General features: G+C 68.3%; 20 protein-coding genes and 1 pseudogene. 12 read left to right on the top strand and 9 right to left on the bottom strand.

Annotated elements, in window-relative coordinates:
* Positions 1-2: 2 nt before the first annotated feature.
* Both femX and QF035_RS26305 read right to left on the bottom strand, forming a co-directional pair.
* Positions 3-1,124, bottom strand: coding sequence for a peptidoglycan bridge formation glycyltransferase FemX (gene femX / locus QF035_RS26310; RefSeq protein WP_307523067.1), 1,122 nt, complete (start codon positions 1,122-1,124; stop codon positions 3-5).
* A gap of 212 nt (positions 1,125-1,336) precedes the next feature.
* Entirely contained in the window at positions 1,337-1,657 is a 321-nt protein-coding gene (locus QF035_RS26305) for a hypothetical protein (RefSeq protein ID WP_307523065.1), read from the bottom strand.
* Between the two features lie 276 nt (positions 1,658-1,933).
* Between QF035_RS26305 and rpsF the strand changes: the two genes are divergently transcribed.
* The 4 genes from rpsF to rplI all read left to right on the top strand — a co-directional run bounded on the left by rpsF (position 1,934) and on the right by rplI (position 3,672).
* Positions 1,934-2,224, top strand: coding sequence for a 30S ribosomal protein S6 (gene rpsF / locus QF035_RS26300; RefSeq protein ID WP_055610618.1), 291 nt, complete (start codon positions 1,934-1,936; stop codon positions 2,222-2,224).
* 80 nt (positions 2,225-2,304) lie between these two features.
* Positions 2,305-2,913, top strand: a complete 609-nt coding sequence (locus QF035_RS26295; RefSeq protein ID WP_307523064.1) for a single-stranded DNA-binding protein — start codon at positions 2,305-2,307, stop codon at positions 2,911-2,913.
* Between the two features lie 57 nt (positions 2,914-2,970).
* A complete protein-coding gene (gene rpsR, locus QF035_RS26290) occupies positions 2,971-3,207 on the top strand; it encodes a 30S ribosomal protein S18 (RefSeq protein WP_003949403.1) in 237 nt (78 codons plus the stop codon).
* Positions 3,208-3,225: 18 nt separating this feature from the next.
* Positions 3,226-3,672, top strand: coding sequence for a 50S ribosomal protein L9 (rplI, locus tag QF035_RS26285; RefSeq protein ID WP_055610620.1), 447 nt, complete (start codon positions 3,226-3,228; stop codon positions 3,670-3,672).
* A gap of 219 nt (positions 3,673-3,891) precedes the next feature.
* Here rplI and QF035_RS26280 read toward each other — a convergent pair whose 3' ends face one another.
* Complete coding sequence (locus QF035_RS26280; RefSeq protein ID WP_307523062.1) at positions 3,892-5,229, bottom strand: MATE family efflux transporter; 1,338 nt, start codon at positions 5,227-5,229, stop codon at positions 3,892-3,894.
* A 459-nt stretch (positions 5,230-5,688) separates the two neighbouring features.
* Between QF035_RS26280 and dnaB the strand changes: the two genes are divergently transcribed.
* Entirely contained in the window at positions 5,689-7,164 is a 1,476-nt protein-coding gene (dnaB, locus tag QF035_RS26275; protein WP_269647072.1) for a replicative DNA helicase, read from the top strand.
* 106 nt (positions 7,165-7,270) lie between these two features.
* Here dnaB and QF035_RS26270 read toward each other — a convergent pair whose 3' ends face one another.
* Positions 7,271-7,834: a dihydrofolate reductase family protein gene (locus QF035_RS26270; RefSeq protein WP_307523060.1), complete on the bottom strand. Its 564-nt coding sequence runs from the start codon at positions 7,832-7,834 to the stop codon at positions 7,271-7,273.
* A 302-nt stretch (positions 7,835-8,136) separates the two neighbouring features.
* A complete protein-coding gene (locus QF035_RS26265; protein ID WP_307523059.1) occupies positions 8,137-8,721 on the bottom strand; it encodes a helix-turn-helix domain-containing protein in 585 nt (194 codons plus the stop codon).
* Between the two features lie 147 nt (positions 8,722-8,868).
* Between QF035_RS26265 and QF035_RS55865 the strand changes: the two genes are divergently transcribed.
* The 3 genes from QF035_RS55865 (at position 8,869) to QF035_RS26255 (ending at position 10,972) form a co-directional block, all read left to right on the top strand.
* Positions 8,869-9,234, top strand: a complete 366-nt coding sequence (locus QF035_RS55865) for a class I SAM-dependent methyltransferase (protein ID WP_373466723.1) — start codon at positions 8,869-8,871, stop codon at positions 9,232-9,234.
* Positions 9,171-9,470, top strand: coding sequence for a hypothetical protein (locus tag QF035_RS55860; RefSeq protein ID WP_373466722.1), 300 nt, complete (start codon positions 9,171-9,173; stop codon positions 9,468-9,470). The genes QF035_RS55865 and QF035_RS55860 overlap by 64 nt, the downstream gene beginning before the upstream one ends.
* Positions 9,471-9,586: 116 nt before the next feature.
* Entirely contained in the window at positions 9,587-10,972 is a 1,386-nt protein-coding gene (locus QF035_RS26255) for a serine hydrolase domain-containing protein (protein ID WP_307523057.1), read from the top strand.
* A 99-nt stretch (positions 10,973-11,071) separates the two neighbouring features.
* Here QF035_RS26255 and QF035_RS26250 read toward each other — a convergent pair whose 3' ends face one another.
* Positions 11,072-11,524: a GNAT family N-acetyltransferase gene (locus QF035_RS26250; protein ID WP_307523056.1), complete on the bottom strand. Its 453-nt coding sequence runs from the start codon at positions 11,522-11,524 to the stop codon at positions 11,072-11,074.
* Positions 11,525-11,638: 114 nt separating this feature from the next.
* Positions 11,639-12,103 carry a MarR family winged helix-turn-helix transcriptional regulator gene (locus QF035_RS26245; protein WP_307523055.1) on the bottom strand — a complete coding sequence of 155 codons (465 nt, stop codon included), beginning with the start codon at positions 12,101-12,103 and terminating at the stop codon, positions 11,639-11,641.
* A gap of 140 nt (positions 12,104-12,243) precedes the next feature.
* On the opposite strand from QF035_RS26245, the gene QF035_RS26240 reads away from it, so the two are divergent.
* Positions 12,244-13,473 carry an MFS transporter gene (locus tag QF035_RS26240; protein WP_307523054.1) on the top strand — a complete coding sequence of 410 codons (1,230 nt, stop codon included), beginning with the start codon at positions 12,244-12,246 and terminating at the stop codon, positions 13,471-13,473.
* A gap of 182 nt (positions 13,474-13,655) precedes the next feature.
* Positions 13,656-14,096, top strand: coding sequence for a GlcG/HbpS family heme-binding protein (locus tag QF035_RS26235; protein ID WP_307523053.1), 441 nt, complete (start codon positions 13,656-13,658; stop codon positions 14,094-14,096).
* A 152-nt stretch (positions 14,097-14,248) separates the two neighbouring features.
* On the opposite strand, the gene QF035_RS26230 is transcribed toward QF035_RS26235, so the two are convergent.
* Positions 14,249-15,115 carry a GNAT family N-acetyltransferase gene (locus tag QF035_RS26230; RefSeq protein ID WP_307523052.1) on the bottom strand — a complete coding sequence of 289 codons (867 nt, stop codon included), beginning with the start codon at positions 15,113-15,115 and terminating at the stop codon, positions 14,249-14,251.
* Positions 15,116-15,120: 5 nt separating this feature from the next.
* Positions 15,121-15,702, bottom strand: a complete 582-nt coding sequence (locus tag QF035_RS26225) for a DUF2269 domain-containing protein (RefSeq protein ID WP_307523051.1) — start codon at positions 15,700-15,702, stop codon at positions 15,121-15,123.
* A 76-nt stretch (positions 15,703-15,778) separates the two neighbouring features.
* On the opposite strand from QF035_RS26225, the gene QF035_RS26220 reads away from it, so the two are divergent.
* Both QF035_RS26220 and QF035_RS55855 read left to right on the top strand, forming a co-directional pair.
* Positions 15,779-16,411: an HAD family hydrolase gene (locus tag QF035_RS26220; RefSeq protein ID WP_307523050.1), complete on the top strand. Its 633-nt coding sequence runs from the start codon at positions 15,779-15,781 to the stop codon at positions 16,409-16,411.
* Between the two features lie 422 nt (positions 16,412-16,833).
* Positions 16,834-18,550: pseudogene (locus tag QF035_RS55855) on the top strand (globin domain-containing protein).
* Positions 18,551-18,575 lie beyond the last annotated feature (25 nt).

Below are 18,575 nucleotides of genomic sequence, written 5' to 3'. Positions count from 1 at the left end.
CGTCAGCGGCGCGACATGTAGATGTCGAGCGCCTTGTGGAGCAGTTTGTTGAGCGGGAAGTCCCACTCACCGAGGTATTCGGCGGCCTGCCCACCGGTGCCCACCTTGAACTGGATGAGGCCGAAGAGGTGATCGGTCTCGTCCAGCGAGTCGGAGATGCCGCGCAGGTCGTAGACGGTGGCGCCGAGCGCGTAGGCGTCGCGCAGCATCCGCCACTGCATCGCGTTCGAGGGCCGGACCTCCCGCCCGATGTTGTCGGAGGCCCCGTAGGAGTACCAGACGTGCCCGCCGACGACCAGCATCGTCGCCGCGGACAGGTTCACACCCTCGTGCCGGGCGAAGTACAGCCGCATGCGGTTGGGGTCTTCGGTGTTGAGAGCCGTCCACATGCGCTGGAAGTACGAGAGCGGTCGGGGCCGGAAGTGGTCGCGCAGGGCCGTGATCTCGTAGAGGCGCTGCCACTCCTCCAGGTCCTGATAACCGCCCTGGACGACCTCGACGTCGGCCTTCTCGGCCTTCTTGATGTTGCGCCGCCAGAGCTGGTTGAAGCCCTTGTGGACGTCTTCCAGCGACCGGTTGGCCAGCGGCACCTGGTAGACGTAGCGGGGTTGTACGTCGCCGAAGCCCGCCCCGCCGTCCTCGCCCTGCTGCCAGCCCATGCGCCGCAGCTTGTCGGCGACCTCGAAGGCGCGCGGCTCGATGAAGTCCGCCTCGATGTCGCGCAGGCGCTTCACGTCCGGGTCCTGGATGCCCTTCTTGATCGAAGCGGCCTCCCAGCGCCGGATGATCACCGGCGGGCCCATCTTCACGGAGAAGGCGCCCTGCTGCTTGAGGTGCGCGAGCATCGGATCCAGCCAGTCGGTCAGATTCGGCGCGAACCAGTTGATGACCGGACCCTCGGGCAGATAGGCGAGGTAGCGCTTGATCTTGGGCAGCTGGCGGTACAGGACGAGACCCGCTCCGACCATCTCGCCGGACCTGTTGTCGAACCATCCGAGGCTCTCGGAGCGCCACTCGGCCTTGACGTCTGCCCAGGCCGGGACCTGCATGTGGCTAGCCGCGGGCAGACTCTGGATGTACGCCAGATGCTGCTCTCGGCTGATGGTCCTCAGGGTCAGGCTCATTCGGGGCGCTCCTCGGGCTGGTGTGTCCCCATGGGTACAAGGGCTCCGGCTCTCGCGCCGAAGCCTACTGCGCCCTGCGAGCGCCTCGTCTGGCCGTATGGAACCTGTGCCCCGACCCATACATGGCCGGGGCACCCGGAGGTGTTGTCCGGCCGTGGGGCCGGAGGTTGGGAAGACCGCGGGCCGGCGGCTCCCGGGGAACGGGGCGCCGGTCAGCCGATGACGCCGCCGAAGAGGCCACCGTGCGCCATGCCGAGGAAGAAGCCGACGGCGGAGGCACCGAGACCCAGGATCAGCCCGAAGCGCTCCCGGGTCGTCTCGGAGACGAACTGTCCGGCCGCCCCGGTCAGGATGCCCACCAGTCCCGTCCACGAACTGAGCAGATGGAGGCTGTGGAACATCGCGGTGACGAAGGCCGTCACTCCGAGGACGAGCGTCACGGCGAGAAGGGTGTCCTGGAGCGGATGGGGCTTGTGGTCGGTGGCGAAGAGGGAACCGACGGTCTTGGAGTTGGGTCGCAATGCCTGTGCCATGTGGCACCTCCTGCGGAAGGCGGCGCATCGTAGCGCCATACACACCCGATGTGTACAGATTGACGGTCTCGGGCCCCGGATTTCAACCGCAAGCCGGTGTGCAGGTAGTCTGTAGCGTCTGCACCGGTGTCTGCCCAGGCCGTGACACGATCCCCCGCTCAGTTCGCTGATCGGTGGGCCCGATTGTCAGTGGTGGCCGATACCGTTGCGTACGCATCACAACCCTCCTGCCACGGAACGACCGTGGCCGTTGAGTCCAAAGGAGGTGGGTTCCACATGCGTCACTACGAAATGATGGTCATCCTCGACCCCGATCTCGAGGAGCGCGCTGTCGCCCCCCTGATCGAGAACTTCCTCTCCGTCGTCCGTGAGGGCAACGGAAAGGTCGAGAAGGTCGACACCTGGGGCCGTCGTCGTCTCTCGTACGAGATCAAGAAGAAGCCCGAGGGCATCTACTCGGTCATCGACCTGCAGGCCGAGCCTGCGGTCGTCAAGGAGCTCGACCGCCAGATGAACCTGAACGAGTCGGTCCTCCGGACCAAGGTCCTCCGTCCCGAGACCCACTGAGCTCTCCAGCTCAGCTGATCTCGGACAACGAGTAGCAGCACCAAAAGCAGCCAGCAGCAAACCCGCCGAGAGGTTCCCCCATGGCAGGCGAGACCGTCATCACGGTCGTCGGCAATCTTGTCGACGACCCCGAGCTGCGCTTCACCCCGTCCGGTGCGGCGGTCGCGAAGTTCCGTGTCGCGTCCACTCCCCGCACCTTCGACCGTCAGACCAATGAGTGGAAGGACGGCGAAAGCCTGTTCCTGACCTGCTCGGTCTGGCGTCAGGCGGCGGAGAACGTCGCCGAGTCGCTCCAGCGAGGCATGCGCGTCGTCGTGCAGGGCCGGCTGAAGCAGCGGTCCTACGAAGACCGTGAGGGCGTCAAGCGCACGGTCTACGAGCTGGACGTCGAGGAAGTCGGCGCCAGCCTGAAGAACGCCACGGCCAAGGTCACCAAGACCACCGGTCGAGGCGGCCAGGGCGGTTACAGCGGCGGCAGTGGTGGCGGTCAGCAGGGCGGTGGCTGGGGCGGAGGCTCCGGCGGCGGTCAGCCGCAGGGCAGCGGCGCTCCCGCCGACGACCCCTGGGCGACCAGCGCTCCTGCAGGCGGCGGCCAGCAGGGCGGCGGTGGCGGCGGCTGGGGCGGAAGCTCCGGTGGCGGCGCTGCCGGCGGCTCCGGCGGCGGCTACTCGGACGAGCCCCCCTTCTAGCCCCCGGGCTGAGGGTGGGCCGTACCCACACTTCTTGATCACACAGGAGAAACACACATGGCGAAGCCGCCTGTGCGCAAGCCTAAGAAGAAGGTCTGCGCATTCTGCAAGGACAAGGTCACGTACGTGGACTACAAGGACACGAACATGCTGCGGAAGTTCATTTCCGACCGCGGCAAGATCCGTGCCCGCCGCGTGACCGGCAACTGCACGCAGCACCAGCGTGACGTCGCCACGGCCGTGAAGAACAGCCGTGAGATGGCGCTGCTGCCCTACACCTCCACCGCGCGATAAGGGAAGGGTGACCGACTAATGAAGATCATCCTCACCCACGAGGTCTCCGGCCTCGGCGCTGCGGGCGACGTCGTCGACGTCAAGGACGGTTACGCTCGCAACTACCTGATCCCGCGGAACTTTGCGATCCGCTGGACCAAGGGTGGCGAGAAGGACGTCGAGCAGATTCGTCGCGCTCGCAAGATCCACGAGATCCAGACCATCGAGCAGGCCAACGAGATCAAGGCCCGCCTCGAAGGTGTGAAGGTCCGTCTGGCCGTCCGCTCCGGCGACGCCGGTCGTCTCTTCGGTTCCGTCACCCCGGCTGACGTCGCCTCGGCGATCAAGGCTTCCGGTGGCCCCGACGTCGACAAGCGCCGCATCGAGCTGGGCTCGCCGATCAAGACGCTGGGCGCTCACGAGACGTCCGTGCGTCTGCACCCCGAGGTTGCCGCCAAGGTCAACATCGAGGTCGTCGCCGCGTAAGCGGTGCGCTAGCAGTACCTGTGAGGGCCGCACCCCAAGGGTGCGGCCCTCACAGTTTGCCCGGGCCCCCGGGAAGGAGCGCCTTCCGTGGGACTCTCAGCCAATGGGTGTTTCACGTGAAACAAAGCGAATCGTCGTCGGGGAACGGTGCGGAATGCTCGTTGTTTCACGTGAAACCGAGCGACCTCACGGGCCTCCGTGACGCCGGAGCGGGTTTGCTCAGCGCGTGGCGCCTGTGACGATCCAGCGACCCGAGCGGGTGCGCAGCCACAGGGTCAGCATCCGTACGGTCATCATGAGGGTCATCGCTCCCCAGACCGCGGTCAGCCCGCCGCCGAAAACGGGGACGAGCAGTGCCACCGGAGCGAAGACCGCCAGGGTGAGGATCATGGCCCATGCGAGATACGGGCCGTCCCCCGCTCCCATCAGTACGCCGTCCAGGACGAAGACGATCCCGCAGATCGGCTGCGAGAGCGCCACCATGAGCAGGGCGGGCAGCGCGGTGTCGTGGACGACCGAGTCGCTGGTGAACAGTGGCAGGAACAGCGGCCGGCTGACGATCACCAGCCCGCCGAGCACAACGCCGACGGCGATGCCCCACTCCACCATGCGGCGGCAGGCCTCGCGGGCTCCCTGGGCATCTCCCGCACCGAGATAGCGGCCGATGATGGCCTGACCCGCGATGGCGATGGCGTCGAGGGCGAAGGCGAGCAGGCTCCACAGCGACAGGATGATCTGGTGCGCGGCGACATCGGCGTCTCCGAGCCGGGCAGCGACCGCAGTGGCGATCATCAGGATCGCGCGCAGCGAGAGAGTGCGGACCAGCAGCGGTGCGCCGGCCTGGGCGCAGGCACGTATCCCGGCGGCGTCGGGGCGTAGGGATGCCCCGTGCTTCCGTGCTCCGCGGACCACCACGACGAGGTACACAGCGGCCATGCCGTACTGGGCGATGACGGTTCCCCACGCGGAGCCGGCTATACCGAGGTCCGCGCCGTAGACGAGGCCCGCGTTGAGGGCACCGTTGGCGACGAAGCCCCCGATGGCGACGTAGAGGGGTGTCTTTGTGTCCTGTAGGCCACGGAGGACACCGGTGGCGGCGAGGACGACGAGCATCGCGGGGATGCCGAGGGCCGAGATGCGCAGATAGGTCGTGGCGTAGGGGGCGGCGGTGTCAGAAGCGCCGAAGAGTTCCACCAGGGCGGGCGCGGTGGGCAGGACGACGGCGATGACGGCGGCGCCGAGCAGCAGGGCCAGCCAGATGCCGTCCATGCCCTGGCGGATCGCGGCTTGGAGGTCGCCCGCCCCTACCCGTCGGGCGACGGCGGCCGTGGTGGCGTACGCGAGGAAGACGAAGATGCTCACGGCTGTGACGAGGAGAGCCGAGGCGATGCCGAGACCGGCGAGTTGCGCGGTGCCGAGATGGCCGACGATCGCGGTGTCGACCATGAGGAAGAGAGGCTCGGCTATGAGTGCGCCGAAGGCCGGAACGGCCAGCGCGACAATCTCTCGATCGTGCCGTCGCCGGGCGGCCTTGGGTGCCGCGGGAGCCTGTGTCATGCGCATCAATCTAATCTTCCACAGGTAAGAGATGCAAGTGTTTAATGACCCTTACCGTCGATCGCGTGGGACGCGCTGCCCGGTGCCATTCGCGTCGATCTTGATCCGACCGGGAAAGTTTTTCTTCTGCACAGCCAGTGGATGGGATATTCGCAGGTCAGGCTGGGTGCGGAAATGATGCTGAGTGCTTGTTCACAGGCCTGTCCACCGGGTCGTGCACAGGTTTTGCCAGGTTCTCCACAGCATCGGGGCCGTCGTCCACATGGCCTGTGGATAACCAGATTGGCTGACGGTGCCCGCGGGCCTACCGTGGTGCGGCACCCGCTCGCTTCTCCGTCCTCGGAAACCTCACAAAACCGACGCGTCAGAACCGGAGTTGGGCATCTCATTTGTCAGTGTCGTGCCGTAGGAATGAGGGGCACGGCGAGGTCCGCTCGGCGGACGGGAGGAGGTGGCCCGGTGAGTATTTCCGAGCCCTTGGACGATCCGTGGGCCGACAGCGGTCCCAGTGATCGTCTGCCCGCCTCCCGCCAGCGCCGCGACGGTGGCCGGGGCAGAGACGACCAGCACGACCGCGGTCCGGACAACGGAGCCTGGGACGGCGGAGGTTCGGCATTCGAGCGAGTGCCGCCGCAGGATCTGGACGCCGAACAGTCCGTTCTCGGCGGCATGCTGCTCTCGAAGGACGCCATCGCCGACGTCGTCGAAGTGCTCAAGGGCCACGACTTCTACCGTCCGGCGCACGAGACCATCTACGGCTCGATCCTCGACCTCTACGCGAAGGGCGAGCCGGCCGACCCGATCACGGTCGCCGCCGAGCTCACCAAGCGCGGCGAGATCACCAAGGTCGGCGGCGCCTCATATCTGCACACCCTGGTCCAGACGGTCCCGACGGCGGCGAACGCCGAGTACTACGCGGAGATCGTCCATGAGCGGGCCGTGCTGCGCCGCCTGGTCGAGGCCGGTACACGCATCACGCAGATGGGGTACGCGGCCGACGGTGACGTGGACGAGATCGTCAACAGCGCCCAGGCCGAGATCTACGCGGTCACCGAGCAGCGCACCACCGAGGACTATCTGCCGCTCGGCGACATCATGGAGGGCGCGCTCGACGAGATCGAGGCGATCGGTTCGCGGTCGGGGGAGATGACCGGTGTGCCGACGGGCTTCACCGACCTCGACCAGCTCACCAACGGTCTGCACCCGGGTCAGATGATCATCATTGCCGCCCGTCCTGCCATGGGTAAGTCGACGCTGGCGCTGGACTTCGCACGGGCCTGCTCGATCAAGCACAACATGCCGAGTGTGATCTTCTCGCTCGAAATGGGCCGCAACGAGATCGCGATGCGTCTGCTGTCCGCCGAGGCGCGGGTGGCCCTGCACCACATGCGTTCCGGGACGATGACCGACGAGGACTGGACCCGGCTCGCGCGCCGGATGCCGGACGTCTCGGCCGCTCCCCTCTACATCGACGACTCTCCGAACCTGTCGATGATGGAGATCCGCGCCAAGTGCCGTCGCCTCAAGCAGCGTGCCGATCTGAAGCTTGTGGTCATCGACTATCTGCAGCTGATGCAGTCGGGCGGCAAGCGGTCCGAGAGCCGACAGCAGGAGGTCTCCGACATGTCGCGAAACCTCAAGCTGCTCGCCAAGGAGCTTGAGCTGCCGGTGATCGCGCTGTCACAGCTGAACCGTGGTCCCGAGCAGCGCACGGACAAGAAGCCCATGGTCTCCGACCTGCGCGAATCCGGGTCGATCGAGCAGGACGCGGACATGGTGATCCTGCTGCACCGCGAGGACGCGTACGAGAAGGAGTCGCCGCGCGCCGGCGAGGCGGACATCATCGTGGGCAAGCACCGCAACGGCCCGACGGCCACGATCACGGTCGCCTTCCAGGGCCACTACTCCCGCTTCGTGGACATGGCACAGACCTGATCACCGTTGTTGGAGGGGCTCGCGGCTGATGTCGTAATCTCACGGGCCGTGTCGTACCGATGTCGCATACGACATCACCGTGTGACCAGCGCGTGGGTGCTGCTGCTCAGCGCCTCGTCTCGTACCTGGTCAGGATCACGCCGCCGGGAAACGTCCGCGTCTCCACCAGGTTCAGGTTCACCCAGTTGTCCAGCGCGGTGAAGAACGGCGTGCCGCCGCCCACCAGGACCGGCGCGGTGGCCAGCATGTACTCGTCGATCAGCCCGGCCCGCATGGCCGCCCCGGCGAGCGTCGCGCCGCCGATGGCCATCGGGCCGCCGTCCTCGGCCTTGAGCCGGGTGATCTCGGCGACCGCGTCGCCGGTGACCAGGCGGGTGTTCCAGTCGACCTTGTCGATCGTCGAGGAGAACACCACCTTCGACATGTCCCGCCAGCGGTGCGCGAACTCGATCTCCGCCGGGGTGGCGCCCGGCTGCTGGTCGCCGGTCGGCCAGTGGGAGCTCATCGTCTGCCACAGCTTGCGCCCGTACAGCGACAGGTCGGTCGCCTGCAACTGGTCGGACCAGAACTGGAACAGCTCGTCGCTCTGCACGCCCCAGCCGATGTCGTCGCCGGGCGCGGCGATGTAGCCGTCCAGGGACAGGTTCATGGCGTAGATCAGTTTCCGCATGGCTCAGCCTTCCGTTCGTGGGTGTCCGGCGTATGGACCAGCGCGGCGCGGGAAACTCATCGGTGCGCGATCTGGGCTCGCCGGTAGTCCTCGTGCTCGGGGCTCAGCGTGGTGTACTCGGCCGACTCGGACAAGCCGCCTGATCTCGACCCCGCCCTCGCGAGGAAATACCACGGATTTGAGACTGATCATGGCTGACAAGGCCGTGAGACAGCCAAGAACGCCCAGGTCACGCAGGATCGACACGTCACGAGCGGCGAGACCCTACACGTCCGTCCGGACAGCTGAGGAGAGCGCGGCGGTCAGCCGCGTCGGTAGCGGGCCCTGATGTGGAAGCGTTCGCCCTGGGGACCGAGGATGCTCAGGAACTCCACCGGCCGCTCGTCGGCGTTGCCGAACCAGTGCGGGAGGTGGGTGTCGAATTCGGCGACCTCGCCCGTGGTGAGGACAAGGTCCTGGTCGGCGAGCACGAGGCGCAGTCGTCCGTTCAGGACGTACAGCCAGTGGTATCCCTCGTGTGAGCGGAGATCCGGTTCACGGTCGGTGGGGCCGGCCGGGAGGATCTGCTTGAAGGCTTGCAGCCCGCCGGGTTTCCGGGTCAGCGGGATGACGGTCATGCCGTTCCGGGTGAACGGCTGCGGGTACACCCGGGGGTCGAGGCCGGGAGGGGAGCCGACGAGTTCGTCGAGCGGCATCCGATACGTCTTGGCCAGGGGCAACATCAGTTCCAGGCCCGGCTTGCGGTGTCCGGACTCCAGCCGGGACAGGGTGCTGACCGGAATGCCGGTGGTCTCCGACAGGGCGGTCAGGGTGGCCCCGCTGCGGCGCCGCAACTCGCGCAGCCGTGGCCCGACCGCGGCCAGCACGGTGTCGAACTCGTCGTTCATGCGATCACTGTGCCCACCGCTTTGCAGTTCTCGCAAAGAACTTTGTCGGTTCGTCATGGACGGGGACAGGTTTATGGCAGGCCATGGGCGACCGACGCCACGGCACCTGACCCACTGAGCGAGGCACGGACAATGAACGCGCAGGCGATGGACGCACAGTTCTGGGACGAGATGTACCGCAGCCGCGACCAGGTCTTCAGCGGCGACCCCAACGGAGTGCTCGTCACCGAGGTCACCGACCTGCCGCCGGGGCAGGCGCTCGACGTCGGATGCGGTGAAGGCGCCGACGCCTTCTGGCTGGCCCGGCGCGGCTGGCAGGTCACCGCGGTCGACATCTCGGTGACCGCCCTGCAGCGTGCGGCCACCGCTGCCGCGGACGTCGAGGGCCGTGTGGCCTGGACACGGGCGGACCTGAACATCACGCCACCCCCGGCGACGCGTTCGACCTGGTGTCCGTCCAGTACTTCCCGCTCTCAATCCAGCCGGATCACACCGCTCTGCGCGGCCTGCTGAACGCCGTCGCACCCGGCGGCATCCTGCTCTTCGCCAGCCACGACCTTGCCGACCTGTCCCCGCGCCCGGAGCAGGGCTTCGACCCCGGCGACTACTACCAGCCGGACGACATCGCCAAGCTCCTCGACCACGACTGGACCGTCCTGATCAACGAAACCCGCCCACGGACAGCTCCCGCACCCGCCGGCACCCACCACACCCACGACACCGTCCTGCGCGCGCAACGCTCGTTGTGATCCGTGATCCGTGATCCGTGATCCGTGATCCGTGATCAATGATCAGTGAGACGCGAGATCCCGCGGCGGGCACAAATGCACTCGACGCGGGCCGCCGGGGCAGGTGGACTTGGGCCATGACGACACCTGTGGAAGAACTGCTTCCCGCCACGCGCCGGGCCCTGCTGCACCGAATCGCCACCGCTCAGGCCGAAGGGCGGGCGCCGTCGCTGGTGGCGGCGGTCGTCAGGGGTGGAGAGACGGTGTGGCACGGTTCCCGCACCTCGGTGGACGGGCATGGGCCGGACGAGAACGTGCAGTACAGGATCGGTTCGATCACCAAGACGTTCACCGCCGTCCTGGTGCTGCGGCTGCGCGACGAAGGCGTCCTGGACCTGAGTGATCCGCTGGAGAAGCACCTTCCCGGCACCGGCGCGGGGGAGGCGACGATCGCCGAACTCCTCGCGCACACAAGCGGATTGGCAGCCGAATCGCCCGCCCCCTGGTGGGAGCGCACCCCCGGATCACTGCGTCCCGAGCTCGCCGACGTGCTGGGCGAACAGCCGCACCGGCATCCCGTCGGACGACGGTTCCACTACTCGAACCCCGGCTATACGTTGCTGGGCGCGCTGGTCGAGGAGCTGAGGGGCGTCCCGTGGGAGGAGGCCCTACGGAACGAGGTGCTCGAACCGCTGGGGCTGCGCCGCACGGGTGCGGAGCCTGAAGCACCGCACGCGGGCGGCTGGGCCGTGCACCCCTGGGCGGACGTGATGCTGCCGGAGCCGGTCGAGGACCTGGGCAGGATGGCACCGGCGGGCCAACTCTGGTCGACCACTGGTGACTTGGCTCGCTTCGCGGCCTTCCTGGCCAAGGGCGACGACCGGGTGCTGAGTGAGGCGTCCGTACGGGAGATGCGTACGCCCGCCGCGCCCGCCGAAGCCGAAGAGGTGGCGGCCGGCACCGCGTACGGCCTCGGTATGCAGGTCCAGTACCGGGACGGCCGGATGCTCGCGGGGCACTCCGGTTCTCTGCCCGGCTTTCTCGCCGGTCTCATGATCAGCGTCGAGGACGACCTGGCCGCCGTCGTGCTCGCCAACTGCACCTCAGGCCCGCCGGTGTTCACGGTCGCCGCCGATCTCGTACGCATCGTCGCCGAGGCTGAGCCCCGGATCCCCGAGCCGTGGCGGCCGCTGCCCGAGGTCGACTGTTCCGTACTGGAGTTGGCGGGACCCTGGTATTGGGGAACACACGCCTTCGCGCTGCGCCTCACGGCCGATGGGGGTGTCTCGCTCGGGCCACTGTCCGGCAACGGCAGGCGTTCGCGTTTCCGGGCCAACGGAGACGGGACCTGGACGGGACTCGACGGCTACTACGCGGGCGAGGCGCTGAGGGCCGTACAGAGCCCCGACGGAGCGATGGACCACCTGGACCTCGGGTCGTTCGTGTTCACGCGGCAGCCGTACGAGGAGGGGGCTTCCGTGCCGGGTGGTGTGGATCCTGAGGGGTGGCGCGGGATCCGTTAGCCGCACTGTGATGGGTGAGGGGCGTCATGTTTCACGTGAAACATGACGCCCCTCACCGCAACATGGACCCGCGCATCGACTCGGCGGCCGGGATTAGCCTCAGAGTTGCAGCTTGAACCCGACGTGGGATGCCGTGAAGCCGAGCCGTTCGTAAAACCGGCGGGCGTCGGTGCGGCTGACGTCGGAGGTCAGCTGCACCAACTGGCAGCCCTCGCTCCGGGAACGGTCGATCGCCCACTCGATGAAGCGGGTGCCCAGACCGCTGCCGCGCTCGTCGGCATGAATGCGTACGCCTTCGATGATCGAGCGGGTCGCGCCCTTGCGGGACAGCCCCGGAATGATCGTGAGTTGGAGCGTGCCGACGACACGGCCCTCGCGTACGGCGACGACCAGATGCTGATTCGGATCGTCACTCAGGCGCTCCAGGGCGGCCAGATAGGGGCTCAGGTCGTCCGGTGACTCGCGCTGCGCTCCCAGAGGGTCGTCGGCGAGCATCGCGACGATGGCAGGGACGTCGTCCGGGGCAGCCGGTCGTATCTCAAGATCTCCCATGGCAGCACCCTACGCAGACGTGCCCCTGGACAGACGTGCCCCCGCGTTGACGTGCCCCTACGTAGATGTGACCCGACGCCGGTGCATCACGCGCGCGCAGGGTGGCCGCGCTCGTTACGCGGGCGTCGGCGCGCTCGCCGACTCGACGACGCGCACCAGCGGCGCCAGCTCGGGATTCATGGCCGCTGCGTCGAGTGCCTCGCGCAGAGCGGAGTCATTGGTGGGCCGGGCTTCGTCGAGGAGCTTGAGGCCCGCCTCGCTGACGTTCGTGTAGATGCCGCGGCGATCGGTCGGGCACAGGTAACGCAAGAGCAGCCCGCGGTCCTCCAGGCGGGTCACCAGTCGCGTGGTGGCGCTCTGGCTGAGGACGACCGCGTCGGCGACCTGCTTCATCTGGAGGTGGCCGCCGTCGCCGTCGTGCTGACGGCTGAGAACGTCGAGCAGCGAGTACTCGCGCACGCTCAGGTCGTGCTTGGTCTGCAGGGCCCGTTCGATGTGAGCCTCGATCCTCCCGTGCAGCAGGGAGAGGGCGCACCAGCCCTGGGCGAGGGCGGTGAGCGCGGGGTCCGTCGCTGTCATGGCGTTCTCCTCCGTACCGGAGCGGCTGACACCAGGATAGAGCACTCCCGCAATAGTCCGCGCTTGCAACTAGTCGGCGTCTGCAAGTATTGTCAACGCACGTAAAGCGCTCCTGCAATCGTCTGGGAAGGTTCTCCCCCATGCCTCTCGCGCTTCTTGCCCTCGCGATCGGGGCCTTCGGAATCGGAACCACCGAGTTCGTGATCATGGGTTTGCTGCCCGAGGTCGCCGGTGACTTCGGTGTCTCGATCCCCACCGCGGGCTTCCTCGTGACCGGCTACGCGCTCGGCGTCATGTTCGGCGCGCCGCTCATGACGGTCCTCGGCACCAAGGTTTCCCGCAAGCGGATGCTGATGCTCCTGATGGGGCTCTTCATCGTCGGCAACCTGCTCTCCGCCGTCGCTCCCAACTTCACCGTGATGCTGATCGGCCGCGTGGTCGCCTCGCTCGCGCACGGTGCCTTCTTCGGCATCGGCTCGGTGGTGGCCGCGGACCTCGTCGCGCCGGACAAGAAGGCCGGCGCCATCTCGATGATGTTCACCGGCCTGACCGTCGCCAACGTCGTCGGCGTACCGCTGGGCACCCTCATCGGCCAGTCCGTCGGCTGGCGCGTGACGTTCACGATCGTCGCGGCCCTGGGCGTCCTCGGCCTGGCGGGCATCGCCAAGCTCGTCCCTGACATGGCCAAGCCGGAAGGCGTGCGCCTGCGTCACGAGCTGGCCGCGTTCAAGAACGTCCAGGTGCTGCTCGCGATGGCGATGACCGTCCTCGGCTTCGGCGGAGTCTTCGCGGCGATCACCTACATCGCGCCGATGATGACGCACGTGGGCGGCTTCGCCGACGGTTCCGTCACCTGGCTACTCGTTCTCTTCGGTATCGGCATGGTCGGCGGCAACCTCGTCGGCGGCAGGTTCGCCGACCGCGCCCTGATGCCGATGCTGTACGTCTCCCTGGGCGCCCTCGCCGTCGTACTCGCGCTCTTCACGCTCACCGCGCACAACAAGATCGCGGCGGCCGTGACCATCACGCTGATCGGTGCCCTCGGGTTCGCCACCGTGCCACCGCTCCAGAAGCGGGTGCTCGACCAGGCGCACGGCGCCCCGACGCTCGCCTCCGCCGTGAACATCGGCGCCTTCAACCTCGGCAACGCCCTCTCCGCCTGGCTCGGCGGCATCGTCATCGCGGCCGGCCTCGGCTACACCGCCCCCAACTGGGTCGGCGCGGTCCTCGCCGCGGCCGCCCTCGTGCTGGCCGTCCTCTCGGCCGCTCTGGAGCGCCGGGCCGACGCCGCCAACACGGCCGACGGCCTGATCGTCACCGGGGCAGCGTCGGCGGAGTCCGGGCAGCAGAAGGCGGCTGTGCACCACTGACCCGCTGCCTGGGCGGTCGCATCCGCCCTGGCGTGGCCGGCCGCAGGGCCAGGGCTGTCCGGCGGCCGACCGAAGCCCGAGCAAGCCTTCACCCGCATCTCAGCGGACCGCTGCCCCCACACGCCACGACCCGGCAAACCAGCACCCCCACACAGCACCACCCATCAAGGAGAAACAAGCTCATGAGCACCGCCACCGTCACCCCGCTGACCATCCAGGACGCCGAGGCTCTCGTCACGGCCGCCCGTCGCGCCGCGGAAGCCGCCGACGTGAAGGTCAGCGTCACCATCCTCGACGCGGGCGGCCACCTGCTTGCCTTCCGGCGCGACGACCGGGCCGTACTGATCTCCGGTGAGACCAGCACCCGCAAGGCCTACACGGCACTGCAGCTGGACACCCCCACCGCGGATCTCGTCGACGCCGTGCAGCCGGGTGGCCTCTTCCACACCCTGCCCACCGCCCTCGACCGCCCGCTGCTCTTCATCGCGGGCGGTGTCCCGGTCCACCGCGACGGCCGCCTCATCGGCGCGATCGGTGTCGGCGGCGGCGCGCCGGAGCAGGACCACTCCTTCGCCACGGCCGCGCTGAAGACGCTCGCCCAGGAGCGCTGGAAAGCGCCGTAGCGCCAGGAAATACCGAAACGCCTGCCCCCATCCGGGGCAGGCGTTTCGGTGTGCCGCCAGCTCTTGACCGCCGAGCTCAACCTCGGATTTCTCAGAGGCTCAGCTCTCAGACGCCGAGCTCTGCGACGTCGGCCGAACTCATCCTCTGCCCTTCAGCCCGCCGCCACCGTGAGGGGAGCGAACCGCCGCGTCCAGTCTCCCGGCAACTCCGCGATGCCGTACGTCATGACCGCGTTGAAACCCGTGGGAGCGAGCCCGCGTTTTTTCACCCACGCCAGCAACTCCTCGTGCCGTACGTCGATGTCGGTGCGCAAAGGCCCGTCGACGTGGGCGGCCAGCGAGGCGATGAGCGCCTTGGCCGTCTGCGTGTCGCGGGCGATCAGCGGGCCCACGACATGGTTGTCCAGGTTGGGCCAGGCGGCCGCGTAGCCGATGACCCGGCCGTCCTCCTCGGCGACACGCAACTGGTCGGCGAAGGCGGGCAGGCGCGTGATCATGTGCGTGCGGTCGGTACCGAAGACCTCTTCGTCGAGCCGGAGGATCGCGGTGAGGTCCTCGGCGGTGGCAGCACGCGTGGCGACCTCGGGCTCCGGTCCGCTTGGGGCGAAGTGGCCGCGGACCATCTCGGCTCGTCCGGTGGTCTTGAACCCCAGTTCCTCGTAGAGAGGGCGCCCGTACGGCGTCGCGTGCAGCGTCATCGGTGTGGTGCCCAGCTCGCCGACGACATGCCGCATCAGCCTGCGTCCGACGCCCTGGCGGGCGTGCCGCTCGGCGACCAGCACCATGCCGATCGCGGCCAGAGCGGGGCGGTCCTGGGGCCCGTACGAGGTCACGACGCAGGCGGTGACGAGGCCCCCGTCGGGGTCGTCGATGCCATAACCCGTGCCGGCCGTGAGGAGGAGGCCCCACTTGTGTTCCTCGCGGGGCCAGCCGCGGTTCTCGGAGAGATCGGCGCAGGCGGAGAGATCGCGTGGCGTCAGACGGCGGATGGGCTGGAAGGCGGGGGAAGGAGTCGACACGCAGGTCAGGCTGTCTGAGATGCCCGCTCGGCGTCCACCGGTTTCCGGGCAGCCGCACTGATCTTTTGCCCACGCGGCTTCTGCCCGGCCGACTTCTGCTCACGCAGCTTCCGTCCACGCCGGGTCAGTCCCCAGGGCTTGAGGACCGAGATCACCGTCATGAAGAGATAGGCGGACAGCGAGACGATCGGCCCGAACAGAACGTCACCGGCGTCAGGCAGCGGGCCACCTGCCGAAACGGCTGTGACAGCGGAACCTACTCCGGGACGCAGCGCGAAGACAGTGGCGGTGATCGTGGCGAGAGTCAGCCAGAACTTGATGTAGACCCAGCGGTGCCTCGCCAGCCCCCACGGCGTGCCCAGGGACAGCACCAGACCACTGACGAGCGTGAGAAACGCGAGGGGGAGCAGGAGCCAGTCGGCGAACAGCTTCATGGCGCGGACGGAGGCCTCAACGGTCACTGCGGACCCTGTGGTGGTCGCGGTGATCCCCAGAGCGAGCAGCCCGAGCGTGAGCCCGAGCCAGCCCGCGGAGGCGGCTACATGGACGACAAGGGTGGCCCGGCGTGCGGGGCGGCTTAGTTTCACGTGAAACACCGTGCCGGGCGGGAGCGGAAACTACGTCTGACGGCGGGAGTAACCCCACGTACTAGCCTCGGCGTACATGGCGAGACTTCATCTCTTCGATCTGGACGGGACCTTGCTGCACGGCACCTCGGCGCCCGTGGAGATCTCCCGACAGCTCGGCCTGGAAGCCGAGACCGTGGCGCTCGACGAGGCGATCGGTGCGGGTCTCATAGGCCCACCGGAGTATGCGACGCAGGTACACGCTCTCTGGAGGCATCTCACCGAGACGCATGTGGCGACCGCTTTCGCGAGTGCGCCGTGGCTGGAGGGCATCCGGGACGTCTGGGCGGACATCAGGGGGAGCGGCGACTACTGCGCTGTCGTCTCGCTCTCACCCTCCTTCTTCGTCGAGCGGCTGACGGGCTGGGGCGCGCACGCGGCGTACGGATCACGCTTCCCCGCGGTGCCGTTCACCGAGCCGGTGAACCCTGCCGGGATCCTGAGCGCGGCGGCCAAGGTGCGGATAGCGGACCGGCTCTGTGCGGAGTTCGGGGTGGCGAGGGCCGACTGCGTCGCGTACGGCGACTCGATGTCGGACAGGGACCTGTTCGGGGTGGTTCCGGTATCCGTCGCCGTCAATGCGGATCGGCATCTGGAAGGCCTCGCCACCCACTCCTACGTGGGGCGGGATCTGCGGGATGCCTATGAATTGGTGTGTCCTGCCCGGTAATTGAAGGAATCGACACTCCGGTCCCCCTTCAATTCCCGACGTGGGGAAGTGGAGACTTGTGTGCCGGACAGTGGCCGGTATGGTCGACTCCGGTTCGTGTCCGGTGTGATGTCCGCGCATCCCGCCAGGGCGAACAAAGGGCAATGCAGCCTAACGGGACAGAGAGATCGAAGACCCGCATTTCCGGTTACATGGCCGGGGTGTTGGCGCGGGGTGAGATGCTGCGATGGCGGTAGTGCGGCCAATGTCACACTCTCGGCTTACTTGTCCGTAGGGTGCGGGATTCCGAGGTTCAATGTGGCCGCCATGGGGCGACGGGGCGGAGCGGAACGGGGAAGCAAGCAGTCTGCGGGGGAAAGCAGGCATCTTCCGATCGAGGAAGTGCGCAGACCGACCGAAAGATGTTCGAGGCGAGGCACAACATGGACGCTCCGACCACCACGTCGGCCGACAACGGCACTTCAGGGGGTAGTGGCGGGGGCGGCTGGTTCACGCCGCACAAGCCGCCGGAGCCGCCCGCGGGCGGCGAGCAGGAGGCGCCCGAGGGCCATCGCCTGGCCGCGTTGCGCCCCGTCGGCAGGCCCGCGCCGGGTACCGACGCCACGACGCGGCAACGAATACCCCCGACCGACGAGGCCGTCTCCGGCACCGAACGAGCCGACACCGGAGCCACGGCCGCGCGCGGCCGCCACGCGGGCTCCCCTGACGGCAGCCACGCCCCCCACGGCGACCCCACCGACGCCAGGTCCGCGCCTGCCGACGCTTCCCGTGCCGACACCCCTCATGCCGACACCCCTCAAGCCTGGGCCGCTCATGCTGGAGCTGCTCCTGTCGGCCAGAGCGCGACGACGGCCATGACGCACGAGGCGACACCCTCCCCACAGGCCTACACCGGTCTCCCCGCCCCGCAGGCCCACGCCGGTCCTCCCGCCCCACCGGGGCCCGACCAGGCGCCCCGCGTCCCCGACCAGCGCTCCGCCCCTGCCCCCGCCGCCGTAGCCGTTCCTGCCCCCGCCCAGGCCGCCTCCCCGGACGCCGTCCTCATCCGTCGGACCATGGCCGAGGTGGGCCCCGTCGCCGACAAGGTCACCTCGTACTTCTACGCGCTGCTCTTCGTGCGGCACCCGGAGCTGCGCCAGCTCTTCCCCGCCGCGATGGACACTCAGCGGGACCGGCTCCTGCGGGCACTGCTGACCGCGGCCGAGCACATCGACAACACCGAGGTCCTGGTCGCGTATCTGAAGAACCTCGGTCGGGGCCACCGCAAGTACGGCACCCGCCCCGAGCACTACCCGGCCGTCGGCGAGTGCCTGATCGGCTCGCTCAGCCGGTTCGCCTCGTCGGTCTGGGACGGGGAGACCGAGGCCGCCTGGGTCCGGGCGTACACGACGATCTCGCAGGTCATGATCGACGCCGCGGCCGCGGACGAACTGAGGGCCCCGGCCTGGTGGCACGCCGAGGTGATCTCGCACGACCTCAGGACCGCGGACGTCGCCGTCATCACGGTCCGCCCCGACCAGCCGTACCCCTTCCTCGCCGGGCAGTACGCGAGCGTGGAGACCCCTTGGTGGCCGCGGATCTGGCGGCACTACTCGTTCGCCTCGGCGCCCCGCTCCGACGGACTGCTGTCCTTCCATGTGAAGGCGATTCCGGCGGGCTGGGTCTCCAACGCGCTCGTGCACCGTGCCCGCCCCGGCGACGTCATCCGGCTCGGCCCCGCCGGCCGGCTCGATGACCGTCGATCACACCACCGACAGCGGCCTGCTCTGCCTGGGCGGCGGTACCGGCATAGCGCCGATAAAGGCCCTCGTCGAGGACGTCGCAGAGCACGGCGAGCGGCGCCCGGTCGAGGTGTTCTACGGAGCCCGTACCGATCATGACCTGTACGACATCGACACGATGCTCCGGCTCCAGCAGAGCCACCCTTGGCTCGCGGTGCGCCCGATAGTCGACCAGCACGGGCATCTGCACCTCCCCGACGCCGTACGCGAGTACGGGCCGTGGAACGAGTACGACGCATACCTGTCGGGCCCTCCCGGCATGATCCGCAGCGGCGTCGACGCGCTCAGGGACATCGGCATCCCGTCGGAGAGGATCCGTCACGACGCGGTGGAAGAACTCGTCGTGACCGGATACTGACTCCGAGCCAAGAGCTACGCAGGCA

The sequence above is a fragment of the Streptomyces umbrinus genome, from assembly GCF_030817415.1.
Taxonomy (GTDB): domain Bacteria; phylum Actinomycetota; class Actinomycetes; order Streptomycetales; family Streptomycetaceae; genus Streptomyces; species Streptomyces umbrinus_A.
The sequence above is the reverse complement of the archived record's forward strand: the minus strand, read 5'-3'. Positions and strand labels throughout refer to the sequence as shown.